This is a genomic window from Nocardia acididurans (genome assembly GCF_016741815.1).
GTDB classification, from domain to species: domain Bacteria; phylum Actinomycetota; class Actinomycetes; order Mycobacteriales; family Mycobacteriaceae; genus Nocardia; species Nocardia acididurans.
In genome coordinates this window covers 168,903-191,974 of the sequence record NZ_JAERRJ010000002.1, presented here as the reverse complement: position 1 = coordinate 191,974, position 23,072 = coordinate 168,903, and the positions used below count along the sequence as shown (strand labels likewise).

The following is a 23,072-nucleotide window of genomic DNA, read 5'->3' as shown; positions in this document are numbered from 1 at the left end:
GGCCGTCCCCGAAACCCGGGGGCAGGGGCGCGGCTCCGGGTGTGCCGTCGCCTGATTGGTCGCTCATGACGATCACCCGCTTACATGATTACGTCATTCCTTGCTCCCAGCATGCCTGCCCGCGAGCGCCCCGGCACGGTGTTCGCTCGAGGCGCAAGCCGAGGCGCTCAGCGCAGCCGGTAGCGCAGGTGGGTCGCGCGCTCCCCGGCGGTGACCACCGGATCCTCGAGCACCACCGGCGCGCCGTCGAAATGCCCGATGAGCGGCGTGCCGTCGCCGAGCAGGACAGGGGCGATGGAGACCCACAGCTCGTCGATGAGCCCGGCCTGCAGGGCCTGGCGCGCCATGGTGCCGCCGTTGACCGCCACGTTCTGCTCGCCCGCGAGCTGCTTGGCGGTATCGACGGCCGCCTTCACGCCCTCGGTGACGAAAGTGAAAGGCGCACCGGGATGTTCGGCGATCCACTGCTCGGGAACCCGATGCGTGACCACCACGATCGGCACATTCATCGGATGGATCCCGCCCCAGCCATCGGTGATGTCGAACAGATGCCGCCCCACCACGCACGCCCCCGTGCTGTCCGTGAGCTCGTGCAGAAACGCCGCATTGGTCTCCGACAGCGTGAACGGAATCTCCGGATGTGTGCTCTCGAAAGTGACATCCCCGGACTCGTACCACGCGAACAGGTGCTCGAACCCGCTCTCGCCGGGGCCCGCGATGTAGCCGTCCAATGACATGGTCGCCCCGGTGATTACCTTGCTCATGATCGTCCCTTTCGATGCCCGAGTCCGTGGATCTATAGACAAGACTCCGCCCGACCGCCGGATTCATCGGCGAAAACGCCGCGAATCAGGCCGAATCGGTCAGCCGGCGCGGACCGGGCGACGGCGGTGCCGGTGGCCGATCGGTATGGCGCGCGCCGATACTGGAACCATGCTGGTCGAATCCGTATGGCATTCGGCCGATCCCCTCGGCCGCGCCCTGCACCTGCTGCGTATGAGCGGAGTCTTCTACGGCCGCTCGGAATTCACCGACCCGTGGGGGGTGGCGCTGCCCGCCTGGCCCGGGTGCGTGATGTTCCATTTCGTCGCCGAGGGGCCGTGCCGGCTGGAGCTGAACGACGGCTCGGGACACCGGCTTTGCGCGGGGGAGCTGGTTCTGATCCCGCACGGCGCCGGGCACTGCCTCACCAGCGGGCCGGGCGTGCGCGCCGTACCGCTGACGAGTCTGCCCCGCGAGCTGGTGAGCGAGCGGTACGAGATTCTGCGGCACGGCGGTGGCGGGGCGCCCACCACCGTCCTGTGCGGCGCGGTGCGGTTCGACGATCCCGCCGCCCGCCGTCTCATCGACCTGCTGCCGCCGCTGATCCGCATCACGCACACCTCGACCCCCGAGGGACTCTGGATCGACGCCACCCTGCGCCTGATCGCCGCCGAGGCCGGGCAGCTGCGTCCCGGCGGCGACACCGTCATCACCCGCCTCGCCGATATTCTCGTCATCCAGGCCATCCGCTCCTGGCTCGACGCCGATCCCGCCGCTCGCACCGGCTGGCTCGGCGCGCTGCGCGACCCGCGGATCGGTCCCGCCATCGCCCTCATGCATGGCGATCCCGCGTATCCCTGGACTCTCACCCGGCTGGCGTCGGAGGTGTCGATGTCGCGCTCCGCCTTCGCTTCTCGCTTCACCGAACTGGTCGGCGAGCCCGCGATGCAGTACCTCACCCACTGGCGCATGCAACTCGCGCGGAGCATCCTCGAGCAGGAGGACGTGGGGATGGGTGAACTCGCCCGCCGCCTGGGCTACCAGTCCGAGGCTGCCTTCAGCCGCGCGTTCAAGCGCGTCAACGGCGCACCGCCGGGCTCCGCGCGCCGCGAACACCGGATCCTCGCCGGCGGTTGAGATCCGGGCTGTCGCATCAGGTCACCGCCCCAGGGCCGCGCGCAGCGCCGCGAGTTCGGCGGCGCGTGGGAGGGGGACGGCGGCGGAGTCGGGGTCGTCGAAGACCATGACCCGCTGCGTGTCCGGGGTGAAGCGGGCCCAGCCGGGATCTCCGGTGCGCGCGAAGGCGACCCAGGCGGAATGCATGCGGTCGGCGAGCTTCTGCGGCGGGTGGTCGCCGGTGAGGGAGTGCGCGACGTCGAGGGTGTCGAAGACGAACGGGAGTTCCAGGGCGTGGCAGGCGTCGAGCCCGCGAACCGGTGTGCGCCAGGCGAATTCGTAGACGAAGGTGGGTGCGGCGGCGGTGGCCCGCTGTTCGGCGATACGCAGCGAGCCGTCGCGGAAGGCCAGATCGGTGACGATGGCGGCATACAGATCGGCGGGGCTCGCGTCGGGGCGTCCGGTGCGATACGCCTCGACCAGGGCGACGTCGAGGCCCGCGCGCCGCAGCAGGATCGGCAGGGTGGCGTCGGTGATCGCGCCGTCGAGTCCGGCCCCCACCGTGAAGAAGCGGAATTCGTCGCTGGTGGTGCCGATGAGCAGCGGGATGTCATGCCCCCGGCCGGCCGCGATACCGTCGAGCGGGGATACCGGGACCACGCCGGCGTCGAGGGTGGGAAACAGGTTCATCAGGGCCAGGCCGTGCCGGATGATCGACGCGCCCCAGCGGTGCGGGTCCGGATCCCGCATCAGGTCGAGGGCCAGCCGAGTCTGCGCGGCCAGCAGCGTCTCCGGGTCGATGTCGGCGAAAGCCGCTGCGGTCGGCGCGATTCCGAGCTGGGCCGCGAGTTCCGCGCTGACCCTGTCGGCATCGGCCGCGGTGGCGGCGGTGGTGGCATTGCCGCTCTGCACGATCGCGCGGGCGAACAGTCCGGCCGCGGCGGGGGAGGCGAGCAGGGCGGCGATGCTCATGGCGCCGGCGGATTCGCCGAACACCGTGACGTTGCCCGGATCGCCGCCGAAGGCGTGAATGTTGGTCTGCACCCAGGCCAGTGCGGCGAGCTGATCGAGCAGGCCGCGGTTGGCGGGCGCGCCCTCGAGCACCGCGAAGCCGGGGATGCCGAGGCGGTAGTTGACGCCCACCACCACGACGCCGTCGCGGGCGAAGGCGGTGCCGTCGTAGACCGGGATGCAGTTGCCGCCGCGCCCGAACGCCCCGCCATGGATCCACACCAGCACCGGCAGCCCCTCGGCCCGCGGGTCCGGCGTCCACACATTCACGGTCAGGTAGTCGTCGCCGGGCCGGATATGGGTGCCCAGCAGGTCCGCGATCGGTGCCGGGTACGGGCTCTGGGTGCAGGTCGCGCTGTATTCGAGTGCGGGGCGCACGCCCTCCCACGCCGGGGCCGGTGCGGGCGCGGCGAACCGGGCCGCGCCGACGGGCGTGGCCGCGTACGGGATTCCCAGGAACGAGCAGATCCCCTCGACGCGGCGTCCGCCGACTGTGCCCCGGGCTGTTTCCACGATCGGTTTCACGGCCGCTGTCTCCTCGCTGCTCGACGACTCTGCCTGCGACGGTATCGAGATCCGGCGGCGCGGCGGCCCGGAAAGTGAAAATGCGCGCTCCGCGTGGCTTTTCGCGGGCGCCGGGCGACACTGTGTGCCACGCCGGTGACTTCGTGTGCCGATCTCGGGTCGGGTGCCGGTTGCGCGAATGTCGCTGCGCGACTCACAGAAGAACTGTGGCTAGCGTGCCCTGTGCTCGATGCACGTCCCGTTCTATCTCTTGCTCCGGTTGTGTGCCCGATCCCGTGTACTACCGAAAGGCTCGGAGAAACAACGAGATGACCTGTGTGAACACCATTATCGATGAAACCGGCCACAGCACCGTGCGCCGTGGGCGGCGGCGCTCGCGGTTCGCGGCGCGGCTGGACTGGTTGCTGTCCCATGCCAAGGCCCCGGTCAGTCACCTGGAGGTGGTGGAAGGCCTTGCCGCCTATGGCTACAACGTCTCCCCGGCGTACCTGTCGCAATTACGCACCGGCGTCCGGACCACGCCGTCCAATGCCCTGGTCACGGTGCTGGCCCGCTATTTCGGCGTCGACGTCGAATACTTCTACGCCCCCGGGCGCACCCCGGGAACGACTGCCGCGCAACATGATTCACAGATGATCGACGGTATCGACCAGCCGGCGCTGCGCCGGCTGCTGCGGGCCGCGCACGAACTGTCGGCCGACTCGCAGGAACTGCTCGCCGAGGTGGCGGCCCGGCTCAACGCCGGCGAGCACGATCACGCGACCACCGCCGCCACCGCGTGAGGACCGGCTGATCGGCTCGCGGCGATCAGCCGATCCAGCCTCCTGGACCGGCCACCTCGGCGGTGGCCGGTCTAGGGGCTGACGGCCAGGAAGAGGAAGGCGGAGAACAGCACCAGATGCACCGCGCCCTGCATGAGGGTGGCCCGGCCCGGCACGACGGTGAGCGCGCCGACGAACATGGTCAGCGCCAGCAGCACCATCTGGGTGGCTCCCAAACCGAGCAGCAGCGGAATGTCCAGCAGCACCGAGGCCACGGCGATCGCCGGAATGGTGAGGCCGATACTCGCGATGGCCGAACCCAGTGCCAGATTCAGCCCGACCTGCACGCGATGGTTGCGCGCGGCCCGCACGGCCGCAAGGGTTTCCGGCAGCAGCACCAGCAGGGCGATCACCACGCCGACCGCCGAACGCGGCAGACCCGCTGCGGCGATACCGGATTCGATGGCCGGGGACACGGTCTTGGCCAGCCCGACCACGCCGAGCAGCGCGATGAGCAACAGTCCCAGGCTGATCCACGTGCTCCGGCGCGACGGCGGCTCGGCATGGTCGTCCGAGTGCGCGTGATCGGTTTCGACGGGCAGGAAGTCCTCGCGGTGCCGGACGGTCTGCACGGCGACGAAGCAGCCGTACACCACCAGGGAGGCCACCGCGGCGAAACCCAGCTGGGCCGTGGAGAACATGGGGCCCGGTTCGCTGGTGGTGAAGGTGGGCAGCACCAGCGTGAGCGTGGCGAGGGTGGCGACCGTGGCCAGCGCCGCGCCGGTGCCCTCCGAATTGAAGACCGCCACGCGGCGGCGCAGCGCTCCCACCAGGAGTGAGAGCCCGAAAATGCCATTGCAGGTGATCATGACGGCCGCGAAGACGGTATCGCGGGCCAGCGGTGAGGCGCCGTCGTCACTCGCCGACAGCATGAGGCTGAGGATGAGGCCCACCTCGATGACGGTCACCGCGACCGCCAGGACCAGCGAGCCGAACGGTTCACCGACCCGATGCGCCGCCACTTCCGCGTGGTGCACGGCGGCCCGGACCGCGCCGAGAAGTATTGCGAACAGCGATATTTCGACGATCCCCGGGAGCGCTCGACCCCAGGCGGGCGCCAGCACGGCGACGGCCAGCAGGGGTACGGCGGTGGTCCAGCGGATTCGTCCGAGCGCGATCATCCGGTATGCGGGACCGTCGCGATGCGGGAGGTTGCTGCGGGGAGTTCTCGGTGAACCAGGTGCTCGTGCTGCGAGTGCGACATGGGCGTGTCCCTTGCTCGGGTGCGTCGGTTGTTACCGACCCTAAAGGCATGGTTGTAACGTCGGCAACTCACCATGTATCGAAGCCGATTCAGCAACGATGGTCATGATTTGCGAACGCGCTGCCCCCCGCGTACTCCGGGTTACCGCCTCTGTCTTGTGAGCTTTGTCCTGAATCTCAGGATTGCCGGACCCTCTGCCGCGCCCGCCGGATCGCGCTGTTCCACAGCGCCTTCGACCCCGCCGCCAATTCCCCGCCGAGTTCCCGCGCACTGATCAAATCCTTGCCCAGCAACGCCGCCTCGGCTTTGACCCGAGCCGACGCCTTGCTCGGATGCCCGCTGTCGAACGGCGGCTGCGGATCGTATTCGATGCACAGCTGCACCGCCTCGGCCCGCTGCCGCCCCGCGATCTCACCCACCAGCCACAGCCCCAGATCGATCCCCGCCGACACCCCCGCCGCGGTCACGATCTTCCCCGCCCGCACAATCCGCCTGTCCCGCTGCGGTTTCGCCCCGAACCCCGCCAGCGCCGTCTGCGCCGCCCAATGCCCGGTCGCCTCCTTCCCCTCCAGCAACCCCGCCGCCCCCAGAATCAACGACCCACTGCACACCGAAGCCGTCCATGTCGTCTGCTCGTGCACCGCCCGCAACCAGGCCAGCAGCCCCTGATCCCCGGCTGTGGCCATCGTGCTCGTAATCGACCCCCCGACCAGCACGATATCCGGCGCGGGCGTCTCCTCGAACGTATGTGTCGCCCCCAGAACCAGCACCCCACTGTCGGTCGTGACGGGCCCCGGCGCATGCCACACGAACCGAAACTCCGCCCCCGGCAACGCCCGCAACACCTCGAACGGCCCGAGCGCGTCGAGCGCCGTCATCCCCGGGTACGTCACAATCGCGACCTGCATCAGAATCTCCCCACCGCCGACTCGGTACTACCGCGGCCGATCCCTGTGCGCCGCAGCCACTTCGACCCTACGACCACAACCCCGCCGCATGCCGGTGATATAGGTCATCATCCGTAATGCCGAGCTGACAAGCCGTGAGGCCCTCGGATATCCGGAACGGGTTGCCGGATAGCGGGCCGCCGCGACGGCTCACGGCCGGTATCGCCGCCGCAGGTCCCGGCTGGCGAAGACGGCGCTCACCCCCGTCTGATTCTCGAGTTCGGTGCGGGCGCGGGCGATCTCGTTCAGAACACGGCGCCGGTCGAGTGCGCGGCGCTGCTCCAGCGCAGTGTGCGCGCGGTGCTGATCCGCCAGAAACCGTGTCAGATGGTGGATTTCACTCTCCCGGGCGGCGATGTAGTCGAGTTCGGCCGGTCCGGCAGGTGTGCGCCCGTCGAGCAGGGTGGCGCACTCCAGCACCATGAGATGGCCGACGCTGCCGGCCTCCCCGGGCGTTTCGACGCCGGAAAGCCCTGCGGTGTAGACGAGTTCGTCATAGGCGTCGGCCAGGCGGAGCAATTCGGGTGATTCGAGGTTGAGTACGTCGTGCCCGGCGACGAAATGCTGCCAGCGCAGCGCTTGGCGCCGGGCACGCCACTGCGGGGTCAGTGACCAGCAGGGACCGTAGAAGGTGAGCGTGCATCCGAGCGCGCCGACCAGCCCGAGTAGCGCATTGTGCATCGCGAGGGCCGTGCCCATGACGGCAAGACCGCCCAGCAGCGGTCCCTTGCTCTGCGGCAGGCAGGCGGTCGGATCGTGTGCGGCACAGGGAATCTCCACCCGCTCCGTCCGGTGCCCGGAGCGGGCCGTCAGAACGGCGAGCCGTGTGCGCCCGTGCACCTCTTCAGGGTAGCCCCGCTCAGGTGGCCTGGCTCACCGAAGACATGTGGAAATCGGGGATGCGCAAGGGAGGCATGGCGGTTCGGGTGAACCAGTCCTTCCATTCGCGGGGGAGGGTGATCTCGGTGCGGCCCGCTTCGGAGACGCGGCGCAGCAGGTCGAGCGGGCTCTCGTTGAAGCGGAAGTTGTTGACCGCGGCGGTGACCTCACCGTTCTCCACGAGGTAGACGCCGTCGCGGGTGAGGCCCGTCAGCAGCAGGGTCGCCGGATCCACCTCGCGGATGTACCAGAGACAGGTGAGCAGCAGGCCGCGTTCGGTGCGGGCGATCATCTCCGCCAGCCCGGCGTCGGAACCGCCTGTCATGAGCAGGTTTTCGCCGGGCACGGTGACGGGGGCGTCGAATTCGGCGGCGGTGGCGCGCGGGTAGACCAGGGATTCGATCACACCGTCGCGCACCCAGTCGGTGCGCTGGGCGCTGAGCCCGTTGTCGAAGACCGACAGCGATTCCGAGGAGGACGGGGTCGCCACGAACGGCCGGTACTCGAGCCCCGCCGCGCTGGGATCGGAGTACAGGGTGAGCGGAACGCCGGTGAGCCGCTCGCCGATTCGGGTGCCGCCCGCGCGGGAGAAGGCGGTGTGCCCCTCGTGCGCGCCGCGGCCCTCCATACTCCACGCCAGGTAGATCATGAGATCGGCGACGGCCGAGGGCGGCAGCAGCGTTTCGTAGCGCCCGGCCGGAAGCTCGACGCGCCGCTTGCTCCAGTCCAGGCGGCGTGACAGCTCCGCCAGCAGCCCCGGCACATCCACGTCCGCGAAATCCATGGTGCCGGCGCCCACCCACGCGCTGGCGAGATCGGCGCCCTCGCCGCGCTTGCCGTTGATCTCCACCGACCCGGTCGGCTGCACCCAGCGCCGGCGCAGCCCCGTGGAGGTGCCCAGCCAGGTGGAATGCATCTGATGGTGCGCGAACCCGTAGAGCCGGTCCGCGCCGTCGAACCCGGTGGCCAGATCGCGGGCCAGATCGGTGAACACGGTGATGTCGGTGGTGGCGGGCGTGCCGTCCCAGTCCAGCACCCAGTCCAGGGTGCCCGGATCCACCGACGACGAATCCAGCAGCGGCATGGCGTCTTCGGCAGGCTGCGCGGTGCGGGCGGCCTCCTCGCTGGCCCGCACCACGTACCCGATATCGGCGGGATCGACGCTGGTGGAGCTGACGCTGCCGACTCGCGCGGCGGTTGGGCCGTCCCGGAAGACGGAGATGACCACCCAGTCGCGCGCGACCGAGGAACCGTTGGTGGTCATGGAATTTCCGGCCCAGCGCAGCGACGCCTCGTGCGCGTCGGTGACTATCACCATGGCCTCGTCGGCGCGCGAGGAGCGCAGCACGCGTTCGACGACCTCGGGGGCGGGGAGCACACTCACTGGAAGTCCTTCCTCACTGCCCGGCTTCGGCACGGGTATTGAGCACATTGATGCCGCGCACCAGGATCGACGGACAGCCGTGACTGACCGCCGCCACCTGACCGGGCTGAGCCTTACCGCAGTTGAACGCCCCACCCAGCACCCAGGTGGACGGCCCGCCCACGGCCTCCATCGCACCCCAGAAGTCGGTGGTGGTGGCCTGGTAGGCGACATCGCGCACCTGCCCGGCGAGTTCGCCGTCGCGGATGCGGAAGAACCGCTGCCCGGTGAACTGGAAGTTGTAGCGCTGCATATCGATCGACCACGACTTGTCGCCGACGATGTAGAGCCCGTCCCGCACCCGGGAGATCAGTTCCGCCGTGCTGGTGTCGCGTTCGCGATCCGGTTGCAGCAAGACATTGGCCATTCGCTGGATCGGCACATGATGCGCGGAATCGGCGTAGGAGCAGCCGTTCGACCGCTGCAGGCCCAGGCGCGGCGCGAACACCCGGTCCAGCTGGTAGCCGACCAGCACCCCGTCGCGCACCAGATCCCACTGCTGCCCGGCCACGCCCTCGTCGTCGTAGCCGACGCTGGCCAGGCCGTTGACCTGGGTGCGATCGCCGGTGACCTGCATGATCGGGGTGCCGTACCGCAGCGTCCCGAGCTTGTCGGGAGTCGCGAAGGACGTTCCCGCATAGGCCGATTCATAGCCGATGGCCCGGTCGTACTCGGTGGCGTGCCCGATGGATTCGTGGATCGTGAGCCACAGATTGGTCGGGTCGATGACCAGATCGGTGGGTCCGGCGGTGACACTGGGCGCCTTCACCTTCTCGGCCAGCCAGCCCGGCATCTGCGCGAGTTCGCCCGCCCAGTCCCAGGTTCCGTCCGCGCCGGTCACGTACTCCCAGCCGCGCCCGGCCGGGGCGGCCAGCGTGCGCATGGTCTCGAATACGCCCGCCGACGGATCGACGGTGATGGCCTCCCACTGCGGATGCAACCGCACCCGCTGCTGGGTGATCCGCGAACCGAAGGTGTCGGCGTAGAAGGTCTGCTCCTTGACCTGCAGCAGATTCGCCGTCACATGGTCGACGCCGTCGGCGGCCTGCAACCGATCCGAATAGTCCTGCAGCAGCGCGACTTTCTCCGGCGTCGGCACCGCGAACGGATCGATTTCATAGGCCGACACCCACTCGATCCCGTCGTAGCGTGGCTCGGCGGCCAGCTCCACCCGCTCCCGGTTCAAGGCCCGCAGGGTGCTCGCCACGGTGACCGCGCGCCGCGCCACCTCCACCGCGGATTCCGCGGTGAGAGCGGCGTGCGAGGCGAAACCCCAGGTGCCGTCGACGATCACGCGCACCGCGAAGCCGAGATCGGTGCTGTCGCCGACCGATTCCACCCGCCCGTCGCGCAATCGGATGGACTGCTGCACAAGTCGATGCACGCGCAGATCCGCGTACTCGGCACCGGCTGCGCGCGCCGCCGACAGCGCCGCGTCGGCGAGCGCGGTCAGGGGAAGCGCGCGGAACTCCTCGTCCACGACCTTGGTTGCGATGCTCACCCGATCCAACCTAGAGGCAGGCGCCGAAGTCCTTCAACAGCACACACTCTCAAGGTGAACTTCACAGTCTGCGAACATGCACACGCTGCAAGAATGCACGAACTGCGAAGACGCACACCAGGAAACGCGCGCGACAAGCCCTGGACATGCCGCGTTTTGCTGTCCGGATGCCGTAGGGTCTGCCCGCGTGCCGCCATCCGCACTCCGCGACCGTAAACGAGAACGCACCCGCCGCGCCCTGTACCAGGCCGCCGTCGAACTGTTCGAGACCAGAGGCTATGAGGCGACGACCGTCGCCGATATCGCCGCGGCCGCCGAAGTCGGCACCCGGACGTTCTTCAACTACTTTGCCAGCAAGGAAGAACTGCTCTTCCCCGAACCGGACGAACGGGTCCAGTCGGCCGTGCAGGCGATCGCCACCCGCCGCCCCGGCGAGCGACCGGTGGAAGTGCTGCTGCGCGCCCTGCGCGCCGCCGGTGACAATCCGGGCGACCATCTCGGCGATACCCTGCCCGCCCGCATCGCCGTGGTGCGCGCCCAGGTGTCCCGCACCGTCTCCGCGGTGAGCGGCCGCGCGGCCTACGCCCAGCAGGTCGCCCAGCAGGAGATCGCCCGGCACCTGCGCGACGCCTTCCCCGACGAACTCGACGAGGTCGGCGCGGCCGCACTGGTCGGCGCGGTGGTCGGCGCGGTCTCCGGCGCGCTGTCGGTGCTGTTCCAGCAGCCCGGCATCGAAGACGCCGAGCAACTGCACCGCAAGATCCAGGAGATCACCTCGAAGGTGCTGGCGCCCTGGCTCACCGAGCCGATCGGCCTCGAATCCGCCCCGCCCGCAGCCGAACCCGCGCCACGTCCGGCGCTGGGGCAGGCCGCGCAGTCGGCGCTCGACGCCGGTCCGCGTCCGCTCGCCGAACCCGTGCGCCGCCCGGACTCCGAGCCGATGCGGCCCATGGCGACCGTGCACCGCCTCGGTCCCGAGGTGGTGCGCCGTGCCAGCGCCGATCATCGCGCGCTGTTCCCGGAGCGCCGTCCGGTCGAGCGCACCCACTGCACCGAGGGCGATCCGTCGCGCCTGAACATCGAATCCCTGATCGGTGACCAGCCGCCCCGACCGGCCCCCGAATCCGCTGATCCCGACGATGATTCGGCCCTCGGCGGCGACCGTGACCTAGGTCTGCCCGAGGACATCCTGGTCTGAGTCGAGAGCGTGTCGTTTCTGTCCAAGACGGCGGCGGAATCAGCCCATAGGCTGAACATCGTCGCTGACTCAGGAGGTAGGAAATGACACGGGAACTGGTCTACACGGGCTTCATGTCGCTCGACGGCGTGGTCGACTCGCCGGGCGGCAAGGCCGAGGGGCATCGCAGCGGCGGCTGGGTGATGGACACCGAATTCGTGCCCGAGGCCTACTCGCTCAAGGCCGAAGAACTCGCCGACACCACCGCGCTGCTGTTCGGCCGCCGCAGCTACGAGGCGTTCGCGCCGTACTGGCGTGACTCCGAGGACCACGCCGCCTACAAGGAGCTGCCGAAATACGTGGTGTCGAGCGCCCTCACCGAGGCCGATCTCGTCGACGGCTGGGGCGAGACCACGATCCTGCGCTCGACCGAGGACGTCGCCGCGCTCAAGCAGACCGAGGGCGGCGGCATCTTCATCCACGGCAGCGCCGAACTGGCCCGCCGCCTCGGCGAGGCCGATCTGATCGACCGCTACAACCTGCTGGTGTTCCCGGTCCTGCTGGGTGCGGGCAAGAGCCTGTTCAGCCGCGCCGACCGCGACAAGCAGCAGCTGCGCCTCACTGAGTCGGCCAGCTACGCCAACGGCGTGGCCAAACTGATCTACACGGTGCAGCACTGAGCCGTGTCACACCGTGGTGCGCTGCGCCGGATCCAGCGCGATCGCACCACCGTCGCCGTCGCGCAGCTGCCCGGCCGTCCGGCCGACGAACCGGCGCAGCGCGCGGGCGAGATGCGGTTCGTCGTAGTACCCGAGCTTGTCGACCACGACACCCGGCTGCTCACCGGTGGCCAGCAGGATCGCCGCTGTTCTGGCCCGCCCGATCTGCCGCACCGCGCCCTGGGTGAGCCCCGTCGCCGCCCGGAACCGCCGCTCGATCGTGCGCTCGGTGGCGGCCGGACTCTGCCCGCGCAGCGTCTGCGCCACCAGCGGATCCCGGACCAGCACCCCGCCCCGGACGAGTCGTTCGACCAGCGCCTCGGCATCGTCGAGTCCCGGTGTCTCCCATCGACTCCCGTCGAGCCAGAACCCGCGACCGCTCACATCCGGTAGCTGCAGACCACTGTCCACCAGTGCCGGCGCGGCGATCATGCGCAGCGAGGTGCCGACCGCGAACTGGATCCCGACGAAATCCGCCCCCTCCGGCACCGGCGCTGTCCCGCACCGGCTTTCGGGCCCCGTCACCGCCGCGTGTGCGACCCCGCGCTGCTCCCAGAACACCAGCCCCCACGTTTCACTCGCGACGCTGGTCATCTCGGTGACCCGCTCGCTGCGGCACGTCCACACGGTGTCGATCCACGCCGAATCCGACGCGCGCGTCTCGAACAGTAGGTCCACCCCCGAAATCCTAATTCGAGGGTCGTGAGACCGGGTGTGCCGGACTGTGCGCGAGCGGAGACCGGCGCGGATCGCGCCGGGCCGGTTGTCAGCCCTGCTCGGCGGGCTCGACCGCCGGGTGTGCGGCCAGCCGCTCGCGCAGGAATCCGAGGATGGCGGCGCGGGCGGCCCTGGCCTGGGGAACCAGGCCGGGCAGGGCGAGGAAGGCGTGCGGGGCGCCGGGATGTTCGGAAAGTCGTGCGGGCGTGCCGAACTCGCGGAGCCGTTCGACGTAGCGGCGGCCGTGGTCGGCGAGCGGGTCCAGGACGGGAACGACCACCAGGGCCGGGGCGAGACCGGTGGCGTCGGCGTACCGGGGTGAGACCGCGCGGGCCTCGGATCCGGCCGCTGCCAGCGGGAATATCCAGCGGAGTTTGTCGACGTGCAGGGTGGGCGTGTGGGGATAGCGGGTCATCGACGGGTGGTCGAAGGCCGACTCGGACACGTCGGTCACGGGATTGACCAGAACCTGCGCTCGCAACGGCAGGCCCGCGTCCCGGGCGCGAATCGCGGTGAGGGCGGAGATCAGCGCGCCGCCGCTCTCCCCGGCCACCGCGATGCGATCGGGGTCGATTCCCCAGTCGGCCGCGTGACCGCGCACCTGAGTGAGGACATCCCAGTCGTCGTCCACGGCCGCGGTCAGGGGAGTGCGCGGATCGATCAGTCGGTGTTCCACCGAGACGACCACCGCGGGCAGGTGCGCGGCGAAATGGCTGTTGGCCCAATCGCATTGCGCCGCCGTGCCGACCACCGCGCCGCCGTGCACGTGCACGATGAGTGGCAAGGGGGAGGTGGCGGTGCGTGGGCGGTACACCCGGATCCGGACGACCCGATCGGCCAGAACCAGTTCCTGCCAGCGGATTTCGACGCCGCTCGCCGGAAAACCGGTGATCGGCCGGAGGAATCGGGAGCCGGCTCGGCGATTCGCCGCCTCCCGGTAGGCGATCAAACGCTCCTCGGTCAGCGTCGGCCAGTCCGGCTCCTGCTGCACGGCCGCGAGCAGCCGCACCCCCAGGGGCGCGCGCTCGGTGCCTGTGGTGTCACTCATCTCTACCTCCTCGACCACACCGCGTCGCCGGAGCCGGCGCATGGATGTGCGTGCTTGCGCTACGACAGCAGCCTCGCCGCACGACGGCCGGAAGTATTGGAAAAATCTTCCCTAGGCGGGCGTCGCCCACGCGATCGGGTCGACCGTGAGCCACGGCGCCACCGCCAGTGCGGCCGGTGTCAGCTCGGCGAAACCGAGGGATTCGCGGCACAGATGGGATTGATCGGTGAAACCACAGTCGGCCGAGACGGCGGCGGCGTTGTGGCCCGCCGCGAGACGGTGCGCGGCCTCGTCGAAACGGACCAGCTGTGCGGCGCGTTTGGGGGTCACGCCGAGCTGGGAGCGACAGCTGTGCCCACAGCCGCTTGGGGCTCCAGCCGATATCGGCGGCCAGGCGCTCGACGCGAATTCGCCCACGGCTGTGCACGATTCGCCGCCAGGCGTAGGCGACTTCCGGATCGACGGCTCGGCCCGCGGTCAACCGGCGCACGAGTGTGCTGTGCGCGATCTCGAATCGTTCGTCCCACGAGGGCGCGGTCCGCAGGCGGGACACGGTCGCTTCGGTATCGCGGCCCCAGAACTCCTCCAGCGCGACCACCGTGTCACCCGGACCCGGCGTGCCGCCCAGCACCGCGTGCGCGACCACCGGTGACAGCCGGATCTGCAGCAGGTCGACATCGCGTCCGCGACCGTGCATCCGCGAGAGAGCCAGGCCGAGGACGCCGCCGCCGTGGATCCGCGTCCCGGCCGTCGCATCGGCCGGCGTGACGTCGCCGGTGAAATCGAGGAAGATCGTCAGCGCCGGGTAGGGGATCAGCTGCAGATCGACGGGATGCGCTGCCGCACCGCGAAATCCGGCCATGCTGATGCCCGCCACCCGCGCCGGGCGGCCCGGGACGGCGACGTCCACCATGGCCCCGGCGATATCGACCGGCTCGACAGGCATACGGCCCATGGTACGAGCGGGTGGTGAAGGCGTTGCGGCTCAGGCGAACTGCTGCCAGCCCAGGCGAATCACCATGGCCACCACCACGACCAGCAGCACGACGCGCACGAAACCCGCGCCCTTGGCGAGCGCCATGCGCGAACCCACGATGGAGCCCGCGACATTCGCGACCGCCATGGCCAGGCCGAGTGTCCACAGCACGTGGCCGGTGGCGCCCAGGAAGATCAGCGAGCCGAGGTTGGAGCCGCAGTTGATGACCTTCGCCATGGCGGCCGCGCGCACGAACTCGGTGCCGAGCAGGGTCGCGAAGGTGATGATCAGGAAGGTGCCCGTGCCGGGGCCGAGGATGCCGTCGTACAACCCGATGAGCCCGGCGGCCAGGCCGATCACCAGGATCGTCTTGCGGCGGGTCGGCGGATGGGTGGCCATGGTGACGCCGATGGACGGCCGCAGGGTGATGAAGACGGCCACGCCCACCAGCACCACCATCACGATGGGAATGAACAGCTCCCGGTCGATGAGGGAGACCGCCGCGGATCCGGCCGCCGAGGTCACCGCCGCCAGTCCGGCGGCGGGCAGCAGCGCCTTCCATTTCATCGGCACCTTGCGCGCGAAGGTGATCACCGCGGCGCTGGTGCCGGAGAAGGCCGCGATCTTGTTGGTGCCCAGGGCGGTTGCCGGGGCGACGCCGGGCAGTACCACGAACAGCGTCGGCAGCACGATCAGCCCGCCGCCGCCCACCACCGCGTCCACCCAGCCGGCGGCCGTGGCCGCAGTCAGTAGGACCGCCCAGTCTCCGAAACCCATCCGCTGAGCCAAGCAGAGCAGACAATCCCGGGCAAACCGGTATCGCACCGTAGGGTGGTGGGGTGCGCCGGTTCAGCCTGTGGCTGCGTGACAAGCCACTGATCTCCGATTCGATGCTGGCCCTGGGATTGCTCGTCATCGATGTCCTCGCCATCGGCGAAAGCACCCAGAAGGCGGCCTATCTCGTCCTGAGCCTGGCGCTCACCGCGCCGATCGTCTTCCGCCGCACCCATACGCGGGTGGCGGCCACCGTGCTCCTCGTCGTCTCCATCTCCGCCAGCCTCATCCACTGGGCGGGTAACGACCCCTCCGTGCATCCGGCGCTGCTCGGTCTCGGCATCATGCTCTACACGCTCGTCGCGTATGTGGGCCGCCGCGAAGGACTCTGGTACCTGTGCGCCCTCGTCGCCGACACCGTGATCTCCTGGGAACTGGTCGGCGAGCCCGAGGGCGGTGATGCCCCCTTCACCGCCGTCTTCTACGCCCTGTGCTGGACCCTGGCCGAGTTCATCGGCGCCCGGCACGCCTACGACGCCGAGGTCGCCGCGCGCCTGGCCGTCGCCGACTACGACCGGGAACGCCGCGCTCACGACGCCGTGGCCACCGAACGCACCCGCATCGCCCGCGAACTCCACGATGTGGTCGCGCACGCGGTGAGCGTCATCATCGTGCAGGCCGACGGCGCCCGCTACGCCCTGCGCCACGATCCGGACACCGCCGAGAAGGCGCTCGGCACCATCGCGGGCACCGGCCGCGAAGCCCTGCGCGAACTGCGCCGCACGGTCGAACTGCTGCGCACCGAACACGCGCCCGAGCAGCTGCCGCAGCACGGCACCGCCGGAATCGCCAACCTGGTCGACATGATGCGCAGCGCCGGACTGGATATCTCGCTCGAGCTCGCGGGCGAAATCGATTCCCTCAGTCCGGAAATCAGCCTCGGCATCCACCGGATCGTCCAGGAGTCGCTCACCAATACGCTGCGCCACGCCGGATCGGACGCGCACGCCGACGTCCGCGTCATCCGCCGCGACACCGAGGTGACGATCGAGGCCGTCGACACCGGGGGAGTGCCGGCCACCATCCCCGGCAGCGGCCTCGGCCTGGTCGGCATGCGCGAGCGCATGGCGGTGCTCGGCGGCACCCTCAGCACCGGCCGCAACAGCCAGGGTGGCTGGGCGGTGCGCGCCACCATCCCCCTCGATCGGACCGACGACGACCGGTCCCCACTAGATTGAGTGGGTGCCGATCACCGTTCTCGTAGTCGATGACCAGGAACTCATGCGTGCCGGATTGAAGATGGTGCTCGGCGCGCACCCCGATCTGGAGGTGGTGGGCGAGGCCGACAACGGCGCCGCCGCCATCGCGCGGGCCCAGGAACTGCGCCCCGACGTGGTGCTCATGGATGTGCGGATGCCCGTCACCGACGGCGTCACCGCCACCGCCCGGATCATCGAATCCGGTTGCGGCAGCCGGGTTCTCGTCATGACCACCTTCGATCTGGACGAGCACGCGCTGGGCGCGCTGCGGGCCGGGGCGAGCGGCTTCCTGCTCAAGGACACCCCGCCGGAGGATCTGATCTCGGCCATCCGCAGTGTGGCGGGCGGTGACGCGGTGGTCTCACCCAAGGTCACCAAGCGGCTGCTGGACAGGCTCATCGCCGATGATCCGGCCGCCGGACGCGATCCGTCGGTGCTCGATGTCCTCACCGCCCGCGAGCGGGAGGTGCTCGAGCACATCGCCGCCGGACGCTCCAACGCCGAGATCGCCTCGGCCCTGTTCCTGTCCGAGGCGACGGTGAAAACCCATGTCGGACGGGTGCTCACCAAACTCGATCTGCGCGACCGGGTACAGGCCGTGGTGCTCGCCTACGAGACCGGGCTGGTCCGGCCGGGCAACGCCTGAACGCCGGTTACGCGGTCTCGTCGAGGAATTCGCGCAGCACCGTGGTGCAGGCGGCGGGCGTCTCCAGTTGCGGCAGATGCCCGCAGCCGCCCAGCACGACGCGCTGCGCGCCCGCGATGCCGCCCTCGATCGCCCCGGCATGCGCGTGCACATCGGGGTGGTCGAGGTCGCCGACGATCAGCAGGGTCGGCACGGTGATCTCGCCGAGGCGGGCCAGCGCGGATTCCTGCGACATGCGCTCGAGCTCCATGGGCGGCGTCAGATTGCCGGGGCTGTTGTCGAGCATCTCGCGAAGTCGTTGCCGCGCAGCGGGATTCGAGGGCGCAACGAACCACGGATCGGTCTCGGTCCAGTAGGCGATCTGCTCGGGGACCGGGTCGTCGTGGGTCGGGATGTCGCGCCCGCCCCGGGTGAGGAAGTGCTCGCTCAGCGACAGCCCGCTGACCAGTGACCCGATCAGCACTAGCCGGCCGACGAGTTCGGGATGCTCGAGCGCGCACCACAGCGTGATCAGCCCGCCGAACGAACACCCGACCAAGGTCGCCGGTTCCGGTGAGACGGCCCGGACCACCGCCGCCAGATCCGCCGAACTCGAATACGGTCCGGTGGGCCGGGGCGTGCGCCCGTACCCGCGCCGATCCCACCGCGCCACCCGATAGCCCGCGGCCAGCGCCTCGAACTGCGCATCCCACGAGCCGCTGTGCGAGAGCGCGTCATGGGTGAACACCACCGGCGGCCCCGACCCCGCGACCTCGGCGTGTACGCCGTCGGCCACGAACCGGGCCGAACCCCCGTCTTCCACCCCTCAACTGTAGATTTCGCACCGGGTGCTGTGCGCCACATCGGGGCCCGGGAGAAAATTCGCCGCTTCGCACGTTGTACGGGTGGATCGATGGAAAGGATCGTCCCGATGCCCGCACTGCTGTTCCTCGCCTACTTCGCCGCCGAGATCGCCACGCTCGTGCTCGTGGGTCATTTCATCGGCGTGTTCCCGACCATTCTGCTGCTGCTCGCCGGATCGGCCGCCGGTCTGATCCTGGTCCGCTCGCAGGGCCGCCGCGTCTTCGAGAGCTTCCGCAAGGCTTCGCGCGGCGAGATCGACCCGAGTACCGCGGTCGCCGACGGCGCGCTGGTCACCCTGGGCGCGGTGCTCATGTTCGTACCCGGCCTGCTCACCTCGTTCCTCGGCCTGCTCGCGCTCACCCCGGTGACCCGGTTCGTGCTGCGCCCGGTCGTGGCCGCTTTCGCGGCCCGCCGGATCAACCGGGTGGCCACCGCGGTCGGCCCGTACGGCTACCGCAACGTGGTCATCGACCCCGACGGCGAGGTCATCGACGCCACCGTGGTCAGCGAGTACTACGACGACGGCCAGGGCCGCACCACCTACCGCGCCATCGATCCGCAGTAGACACACCTCCGATCCAGCCACGAGCGGGCCGACGAACTGTCGGCCCGCTCGCGGCGTTCCGGGGCGCGCTGATGCCCCGCCGCCCGGCCCGCCACCAGGTCGACGCGACCGCCGTAACGGGGACCGCGCCGCATGGTCGGCGCGGCTGCGGCGAATGGTGACAAGGCCGCGTCGGTGGTGGCGATACGCGATGGCACGGCTGAGGCGCGCGGCGACGCGGCCTCGTCGTGCTGTGATCGAGTCGGCGCGACGGCGGTTGCGACCAGGACGCGCGCGTGCGGCAGACTGGAACGCCGTGAGTACCCAGTTGCTTGTCGGCGGCCGTATCTACAGTCCGAGTAATCCGGACGCGACGGCCATGGCGGTGACCGACGGCACCGTGGTGTGGGTCGGCGCGGACCGGCCGGGCCGGGCCATGCACCCGGACGCGGAGATCATCGAACTGGACGGCGCGTTCGTCGCGCCCGCGTTCGTGGACCCGCATGTGCACGTGACGGCGCTGGGATTGAAGCTCACGGGACTCGATCTGGCGCGGGCGCGTTCACTCGCCGAATGCCTGGAGCTGTTGCGCGCGTACGCTGCCGCGCGCCCAGACGGCACCATTCTCGGCGACGGGTGGGACGACACCGCCTGGCCGGAGGGCCGCCCGCCCAGCCTCGCGGAGATCGACGCCGCCGCACCCGGCCGCCGCGTGTATCTGGCTCGCGTGGATGTGCATTCGGCCCTCGCGTCCACGGCTCTGTTGGACGCCGTCCCGGGAATTACGGCGGCGACCGGGTTTTCGCGCGGTGAACCGCTGCGCGACGACGCCCACCACCTGGTGCGCGCGGCCGCCTACGGTGCGCTCGACCGCGCCCAGCGCGATGCCGCCCGCCGCGCCGCGCTCGACCACGCCGCCGCCAACGGCATCGCCGCCGTACACGAATGCGCGGGCCCGGATATCTCCGGCGAGACGGATGTGCGTGAGCTGCTGGCCTTTTCGCACGGCGTCGAGGTGCGCGCCTACTGGGGGCAGGCGGTCCGCACCGCCGACGAGGCCCGCACCCTGGTGAAGGATCTCGGCGTGCACGCCCTCGGCGGCGACCTGTTCGTGGACGGTTCGATCGGCTCGCACACCGCGTGGCTGCGCGCACCCTACGCCGACCGCGACACCACCGGCACCGCCCACCTGGACGCCGACGCCATCTACGCGCACGTCCTCGCCTGCACCGAGGCCGGAATCCAGACCGGTTTCCACGTTATCGGCGACGCCGCCATGGACGCGGTCGTCACCGGCATCGAGCGCGTGGTCGCCGAACTCGGCGGCCCCGCCGTCGCCTCCCGCGGCCACCGCCTCGAACACGCCGAACTGCTCGACGCCGACCAGATCGCCAAACTCGCCCAGTGGGGCGTAATCGCCAGCGTCCAACCGGGTTTCGACGCCGCCTGGGGCGGCCCCGAGGGCATGTACGTCACCCGCCTCGGCGCGGACCGCGCCGCCGCGCTGAACCCCTTCTCCGCCATGGCCGCCGCCGGAATCTCCCTCGCCATCGGCTCCGACTCCCCGGTGACGCCGCTCAACCAGTGGGAAGCCGTCCGCGCCGCCGCCAACCACCGGACCCCCGGCCATCAGATCTCTCCCCGCGCCGCCTTCGCCGCCGCCACCCGCGGCGCCTGGCGCGCGGGCGGCGTCCGCGACGGCCTCGCGGGCACCCTCGTTCCCGGAGCCCCTGCCTCCTATGCCATGTGGGACGCCGAAGACCTCGTGGTCGCCGCGGCGACCGACTCCGTCCAGCGCTGGTCCACCGACCCCCGCTCCCGAGTCCCCGGCCTCCCGCCGCTGACCGCCGGCGCCACCCTCCCGCGCTGCCTGCGCACCGTGCACCGCGGGGTCACCATCCATGCCTCCTGAGCAGCGCCCCGAAAACGCTTCGCCGGCAGACACACCCGCGTCCGCGCGCGACGCTTCGGGCGGGGCCGCCTCCGAGCCCGCCGGATCGAATTCGGCCCCGTCCGGCGAAGGCCCCAGCGCCCCAGCCGATTCGACGGAGCGCCGGGCGGAGGTGGGTCCGTCGACCCCCGCTCACGTGGATGTCGCCACCGCCTCGGCGGTGAACAGGAGCGCTGATACCGCGGGAGTGGATTCCCCGGCGGCGGCACCGCCGGTGCGCGTGGCCGCCATCCCGTCCGCCGCCGAGGTCGGCCTCACATCGGAGACCACTGAGCCTGCTTCCGCGCCAGGCGGATTCGCGGGACGAGTCGCCGCGCTCGCCGACCGGCATCCGGTGCTCATCCGCTCGATCGGCGCGATCGTCGCCGGACTGCTGTTGTTCGCGAGTTTCCCGCCGCGGACGCTGTGGTTTCTCGCGCCGGTGGCGGTGGGGCTGCTGACGGTGGTCGTGCGTGGAAACGGGCGACTGCGTGGGGGATTCGGCTACGGGATGCTGGCGGGGCTGGGGTTCTTCCTGCCGTTGCTGCCGTGGACCGGGATCTATGTGGGGCCGGTGCCGTGGCTGGCGTTGTCGACCGTGTGCGCGGTGTACGTGGGATTGTTCGGGCTGCTCGCGCGGCTGGTGAGCGGGTTGCGGTGGTGGCCGCTGTGGGTCGCTGCCGCGTGGACGCTGACCGAGTGGGCGCGGTCGAGTTTCCCGTTCGGCGGATTTCCCTGGGGGCGGATCGCTTTCGGGCAGGCGGACGGGTGGTATCTGCCGTTCGCCATGCTGGGCGGTGCGCCGCTGATCGGTTTCCTGGTGGCGCTCACCGGGACCCTGGCGGTCGCCGGGGTGCTGCGGGTGTGGCGCGGGCGCGGTGAATCCGATGTGCCCGGCGCTTCCGCAAACGTTCCGCATCGTCCCAGATGGGGGGTTCCGCGTCTCACATCGTGGACACGGATTATTGGTGCGGCTTCGATTGTGGCTATCATTCCCCTCACCGGAGTGATCCTCCGGACCGCGCTGCCCGGCCCGGAGGACGGCAACCGGCCGATCACGGTCGCCGCGATCCAGGGCAGCGTGCCGCGCCTGGGACTCGACTTCAATGCCCAGCGCCGCGCGGTTCTCGACAATCACGTCAAGCGCACCGAAGAGCTCGCCGCCGCGGTCGCGGCCGGGACGGCCCCGCAGCCGGATGTGGTGATCTGGCCGGAGAATTCCTCCGATATCGACCCGCTGCGCAATGCCGACGCCGCCGCCCTCATCACGCGGGCCGCGCGAGATATCAAGGCTCCCATCCTGGTTGGCGCGGTCCTGGTGAACGACGATCGCACCACCACGAATTCGGTCATCGTGTGGACCGCCGACGGCGGCCCCGCCGAGCGCCACGACAAGAAGATCATCCAGCCCTTCGGCGAGTACCTGCCGATGCGGAGTTTCTTCCGGCTCTTCTCCGAATACGCCGACCGCGCGGGATATTTCGTCCCCGGTACGGGTGACGGCGTGGTGCACGCCGAACCCGCCTCGGGCGGCGCGCCCGTGGCCATCGGCGTGGCCACCTGCTACGAGGTCGCCTTCGACCGCGCCTTCCAGCAGGCGATGGACGCCGGCGCGCAGCTCCTCACCGTCCCGTCCAACAACGCCACCTTCGGCGACAGCGAGATGACCTTCCAGCAACTGGCCATGTCGCGGGTGCGCGCGGTGGAGCACGGTCGCGCCGTGGTGGTTTCGGTGACCACCGGCGTGAGCGCGATCATCACCGCGGACGGCACCATCCAAGAACAGACGGAACAGTTCGTACCTGCGGCTTTGGTCGCGAAACTCCCGCTACGTGATGACACGACACCGGCAACGCGATTGGGCCCCACGCCGGAGTGGATTTTGTGTATCCTGGCCGCGGCTGCCGCAGTGGCGGCTATTCGGCGGCGAACCAACACCCTTGCAGAGCCGACCGGAAGATAGCCGGTACCCCTTCCGGCTCGAAGACAGCGGGAACGTGTGACGAGGGCCGTCCCGTATGAGCGACTTCAGATTCGCCGGTTCGTAGCTAGGGTGTGATTTTCCGCCCGTTCTGTCTGAGTTATCTGCGGTGTCGTGCAAGTTGAGCGAAATTCGCGAGGTTTGCCTTGAGGTAACTGACTTAAAAATATGCTCCGCCAACGCTGTTCGTGGCGAGCAACTCGAGATCACCACCGATCCGCTCGGCGGGATGCTCCGAATCATAGGGCGTGGATCACGTCCTACGGCTC

22 protein-coding genes are annotated in these 23,072 nt (G+C 70.0%); 10 read left to right on the top strand and 12 right to left on the bottom strand.

Annotated elements, in window-relative coordinates; genetic code table 11:
• Positions 1 to 167: 167 nt before the first annotated feature.
• Positions 168 to 764, bottom strand: coding sequence for a dihydrofolate reductase family protein (locus JK358_RS05270; protein WP_201944267.1), 597 nt, complete (start codon positions 762 to 764; stop codon positions 168 to 170).
• Positions 765 to 933: 169 nt separating this feature from the next.
• Here JK358_RS05270 and JK358_RS05265 point away from each other — a divergent pair, with 169 nt between their 5' ends.
• Positions 934 to 1,899 carry an AraC family transcriptional regulator gene (locus tag JK358_RS05265; RefSeq protein WP_201944265.1) on the top strand — a complete coding sequence of 322 codons (966 nt, stop codon included), beginning with the start codon at positions 934 to 936 and terminating at the stop codon, positions 1,897 to 1,899.
• Between the two features lie 21 nt (positions 1,900 to 1,920).
• On the opposite strand, the gene JK358_RS05260 is transcribed toward JK358_RS05265, so the two are convergent.
• On the bottom strand, positions 1,921 to 3,414 hold the full coding sequence (locus JK358_RS05260) for a carboxylesterase/lipase family protein (protein ID WP_201944264.1): 1,494 nt from the start codon (positions 3,412 to 3,414) through the stop codon (positions 1,921 to 1,923).
• A gap of 317 nt (positions 3,415 to 3,731) precedes the next feature.
• Here JK358_RS05260 and JK358_RS05255 point away from each other — a divergent pair, with 317 nt between their 5' ends.
• Positions 3,732 to 4,196 (top strand): helix-turn-helix domain-containing protein, encoded by a 465-nt coding sequence (locus JK358_RS05255; RefSeq protein WP_201944261.1) that lies wholly within the window; start codon positions 3,732 to 3,734, stop codon positions 4,194 to 4,196.
• Between the two features lie 71 nt (positions 4,197 to 4,267).
• On the opposite strand, the gene JK358_RS05250 is transcribed toward JK358_RS05255, so the two are convergent.
• From JK358_RS05250 to JK358_RS05230, 5 genes are all read right to left on the bottom strand, one after another.
• Entirely contained in the window at positions 4,268 to 5,356 is a 1,089-nt protein-coding gene (locus tag JK358_RS05250) for a calcium:cation antiporter (protein WP_201944259.1), read from the bottom strand.
• A gap of 259 nt (positions 5,357 to 5,615) precedes the next feature.
• Complete coding sequence (locus JK358_RS05245; protein WP_201944257.1) at positions 5,616 to 6,347, bottom strand: DJ-1/PfpI family protein; 732 nt, start codon at positions 6,345 to 6,347, stop codon at positions 5,616 to 5,618.
• 189 nt (positions 6,348 to 6,536) lie between these two features.
• Positions 6,537 to 7,226, bottom strand: coding sequence for a hypothetical protein (locus JK358_RS05240; RefSeq protein WP_201944255.1), 690 nt, complete (start codon positions 7,224 to 7,226; stop codon positions 6,537 to 6,539).
• A gap of 19 nt (positions 7,227 to 7,245) precedes the next feature.
• Positions 7,246 to 8,643, bottom strand: a complete 1,398-nt coding sequence (locus JK358_RS05235) for a TldD/PmbA family protein (protein WP_201945180.1) — start codon at positions 8,641 to 8,643, stop codon at positions 7,246 to 7,248.
• 19 nt (positions 8,644 to 8,662) lie between these two features.
• The gene (locus JK358_RS05230; RefSeq protein ID WP_307817314.1) at positions 8,663 to 10,189 is read right to left on the bottom strand and encodes a TldD/PmbA family protein; all 1,527 of its coding nucleotides are present in this window, start codon (positions 10,187 to 10,189) and stop codon (positions 8,663 to 8,665) included.
• A gap of 187 nt (positions 10,190 to 10,376) precedes the next feature.
• On the opposite strand from JK358_RS05230, the gene JK358_RS39005 reads away from it, so the two are divergent.
• Complete coding sequence (locus JK358_RS39005; protein ID WP_307817313.1) at positions 10,377 to 11,387, top strand: TetR/AcrR family transcriptional regulator; 1,011 nt, start codon at positions 10,377 to 10,379, stop codon at positions 11,385 to 11,387.
• Between the two features lie 83 nt (positions 11,388 to 11,470).
• Complete coding sequence (locus tag JK358_RS05220; RefSeq protein ID WP_201944252.1) at positions 11,471 to 12,046, top strand: dihydrofolate reductase family protein; 576 nt, start codon at positions 11,471 to 11,473, stop codon at positions 12,044 to 12,046.
• A gap of 6 nt (positions 12,047 to 12,052) precedes the next feature.
• Here JK358_RS05220 and JK358_RS05215 read toward each other — a convergent pair whose 3' ends face one another.
• From JK358_RS05215 to JK358_RS39000, 3 genes are all read right to left on the bottom strand, one after another.
• Complete coding sequence (locus JK358_RS05215; protein ID WP_307817311.1) at positions 12,053 to 12,763, bottom strand: helix-turn-helix domain-containing protein; 711 nt, start codon at positions 12,761 to 12,763, stop codon at positions 12,053 to 12,055.
• 88 nt (positions 12,764 to 12,851) lie between these two features.
• Positions 12,852 to 13,850, bottom strand: coding sequence for an alpha/beta hydrolase (locus tag JK358_RS05210; RefSeq protein ID WP_201944250.1), 999 nt, complete (start codon positions 13,848 to 13,850; stop codon positions 12,852 to 12,854).
• A gap of 111 nt (positions 13,851 to 13,961) precedes the next feature.
• Positions 13,962 to 14,180 (bottom strand): helix-turn-helix domain-containing protein, encoded by a 219-nt coding sequence (locus tag JK358_RS39000; protein WP_307817310.1) that lies wholly within the window; start codon positions 14,178 to 14,180, stop codon positions 13,962 to 13,964.
• Positions 14,181 to 14,541: 361 nt separating this feature from the next.
• On the opposite strand from JK358_RS39000, the gene JK358_RS38995 reads away from it, so the two are divergent.
• Positions 14,542 to 14,823, top strand: a complete 282-nt coding sequence (locus JK358_RS38995) for a hypothetical protein (protein ID WP_232850805.1) — start codon at positions 14,542 to 14,544, stop codon at positions 14,821 to 14,823.
• Between the two features lie 12 nt (positions 14,824 to 14,835).
• Here the strand turns inward: JK358_RS38995 and JK358_RS05200 are convergent, their stop codons facing one another.
• Positions 14,836 to 15,603 carry a TSUP family transporter gene (locus JK358_RS05200; RefSeq protein WP_201944248.1) on the bottom strand — a complete coding sequence of 256 codons (768 nt, stop codon included), beginning with the start codon at positions 15,601 to 15,603 and terminating at the stop codon, positions 14,836 to 14,838.
• A 62-nt stretch (positions 15,604 to 15,665) separates the two neighbouring features.
• On the opposite strand from JK358_RS05200, the gene JK358_RS05195 reads away from it, so the two are divergent.
• Complete coding sequence (locus JK358_RS05195; protein WP_201944241.1) at positions 15,666 to 16,838, top strand: sensor histidine kinase; 1,173 nt, start codon at positions 15,666 to 15,668, stop codon at positions 16,836 to 16,838.
• A 4-nt stretch (positions 16,839 to 16,842) separates the two neighbouring features.
• A complete protein-coding gene (locus JK358_RS05190) occupies positions 16,843 to 17,505 on the top strand; it encodes a response regulator (RefSeq protein ID WP_201944239.1) in 663 nt (220 codons plus the stop codon).
• Between the two features lie 7 nt (positions 17,506 to 17,512).
• Here the strand turns inward: JK358_RS05190 and JK358_RS05185 are convergent, their stop codons facing one another.
• Positions 17,513 to 18,307, bottom strand: a complete 795-nt coding sequence (locus tag JK358_RS05185) for an alpha/beta fold hydrolase (RefSeq protein WP_201944236.1) — start codon at positions 18,305 to 18,307, stop codon at positions 17,513 to 17,515.
• Between the two features lie 108 nt (positions 18,308 to 18,415).
• Between JK358_RS05185 and JK358_RS05180 the strand changes: the two genes are divergently transcribed.
• The 3 genes from JK358_RS05180 to lnt all read left to right on the top strand — a co-directional run bounded on the left by JK358_RS05180 (position 18,416) and on the right by lnt (position 22,785).
• Positions 18,416 to 18,913, top strand: a complete 498-nt coding sequence (locus tag JK358_RS05180; RefSeq protein ID WP_201944234.1) for an FxsA family protein — start codon at positions 18,416 to 18,418, stop codon at positions 18,911 to 18,913.
• Between the two features lie 295 nt (positions 18,914 to 19,208).
• Complete coding sequence (locus JK358_RS05175; RefSeq protein WP_201944232.1) at positions 19,209 to 20,804, top strand: amidohydrolase; 1,596 nt, start codon at positions 19,209 to 19,211, stop codon at positions 20,802 to 20,804.
• Positions 20,805 to 21,177: 373 nt separating this feature from the next.
• Positions 21,178 to 22,785: an apolipoprotein N-acyltransferase gene (gene lnt, locus JK358_RS05170; protein ID WP_307817377.1), complete on the top strand. Its 1,608-nt coding sequence runs from the start codon at positions 21,178 to 21,180 to the stop codon at positions 22,783 to 22,785.
• Positions 22,786 to 23,072 lie beyond the last annotated feature (287 nt).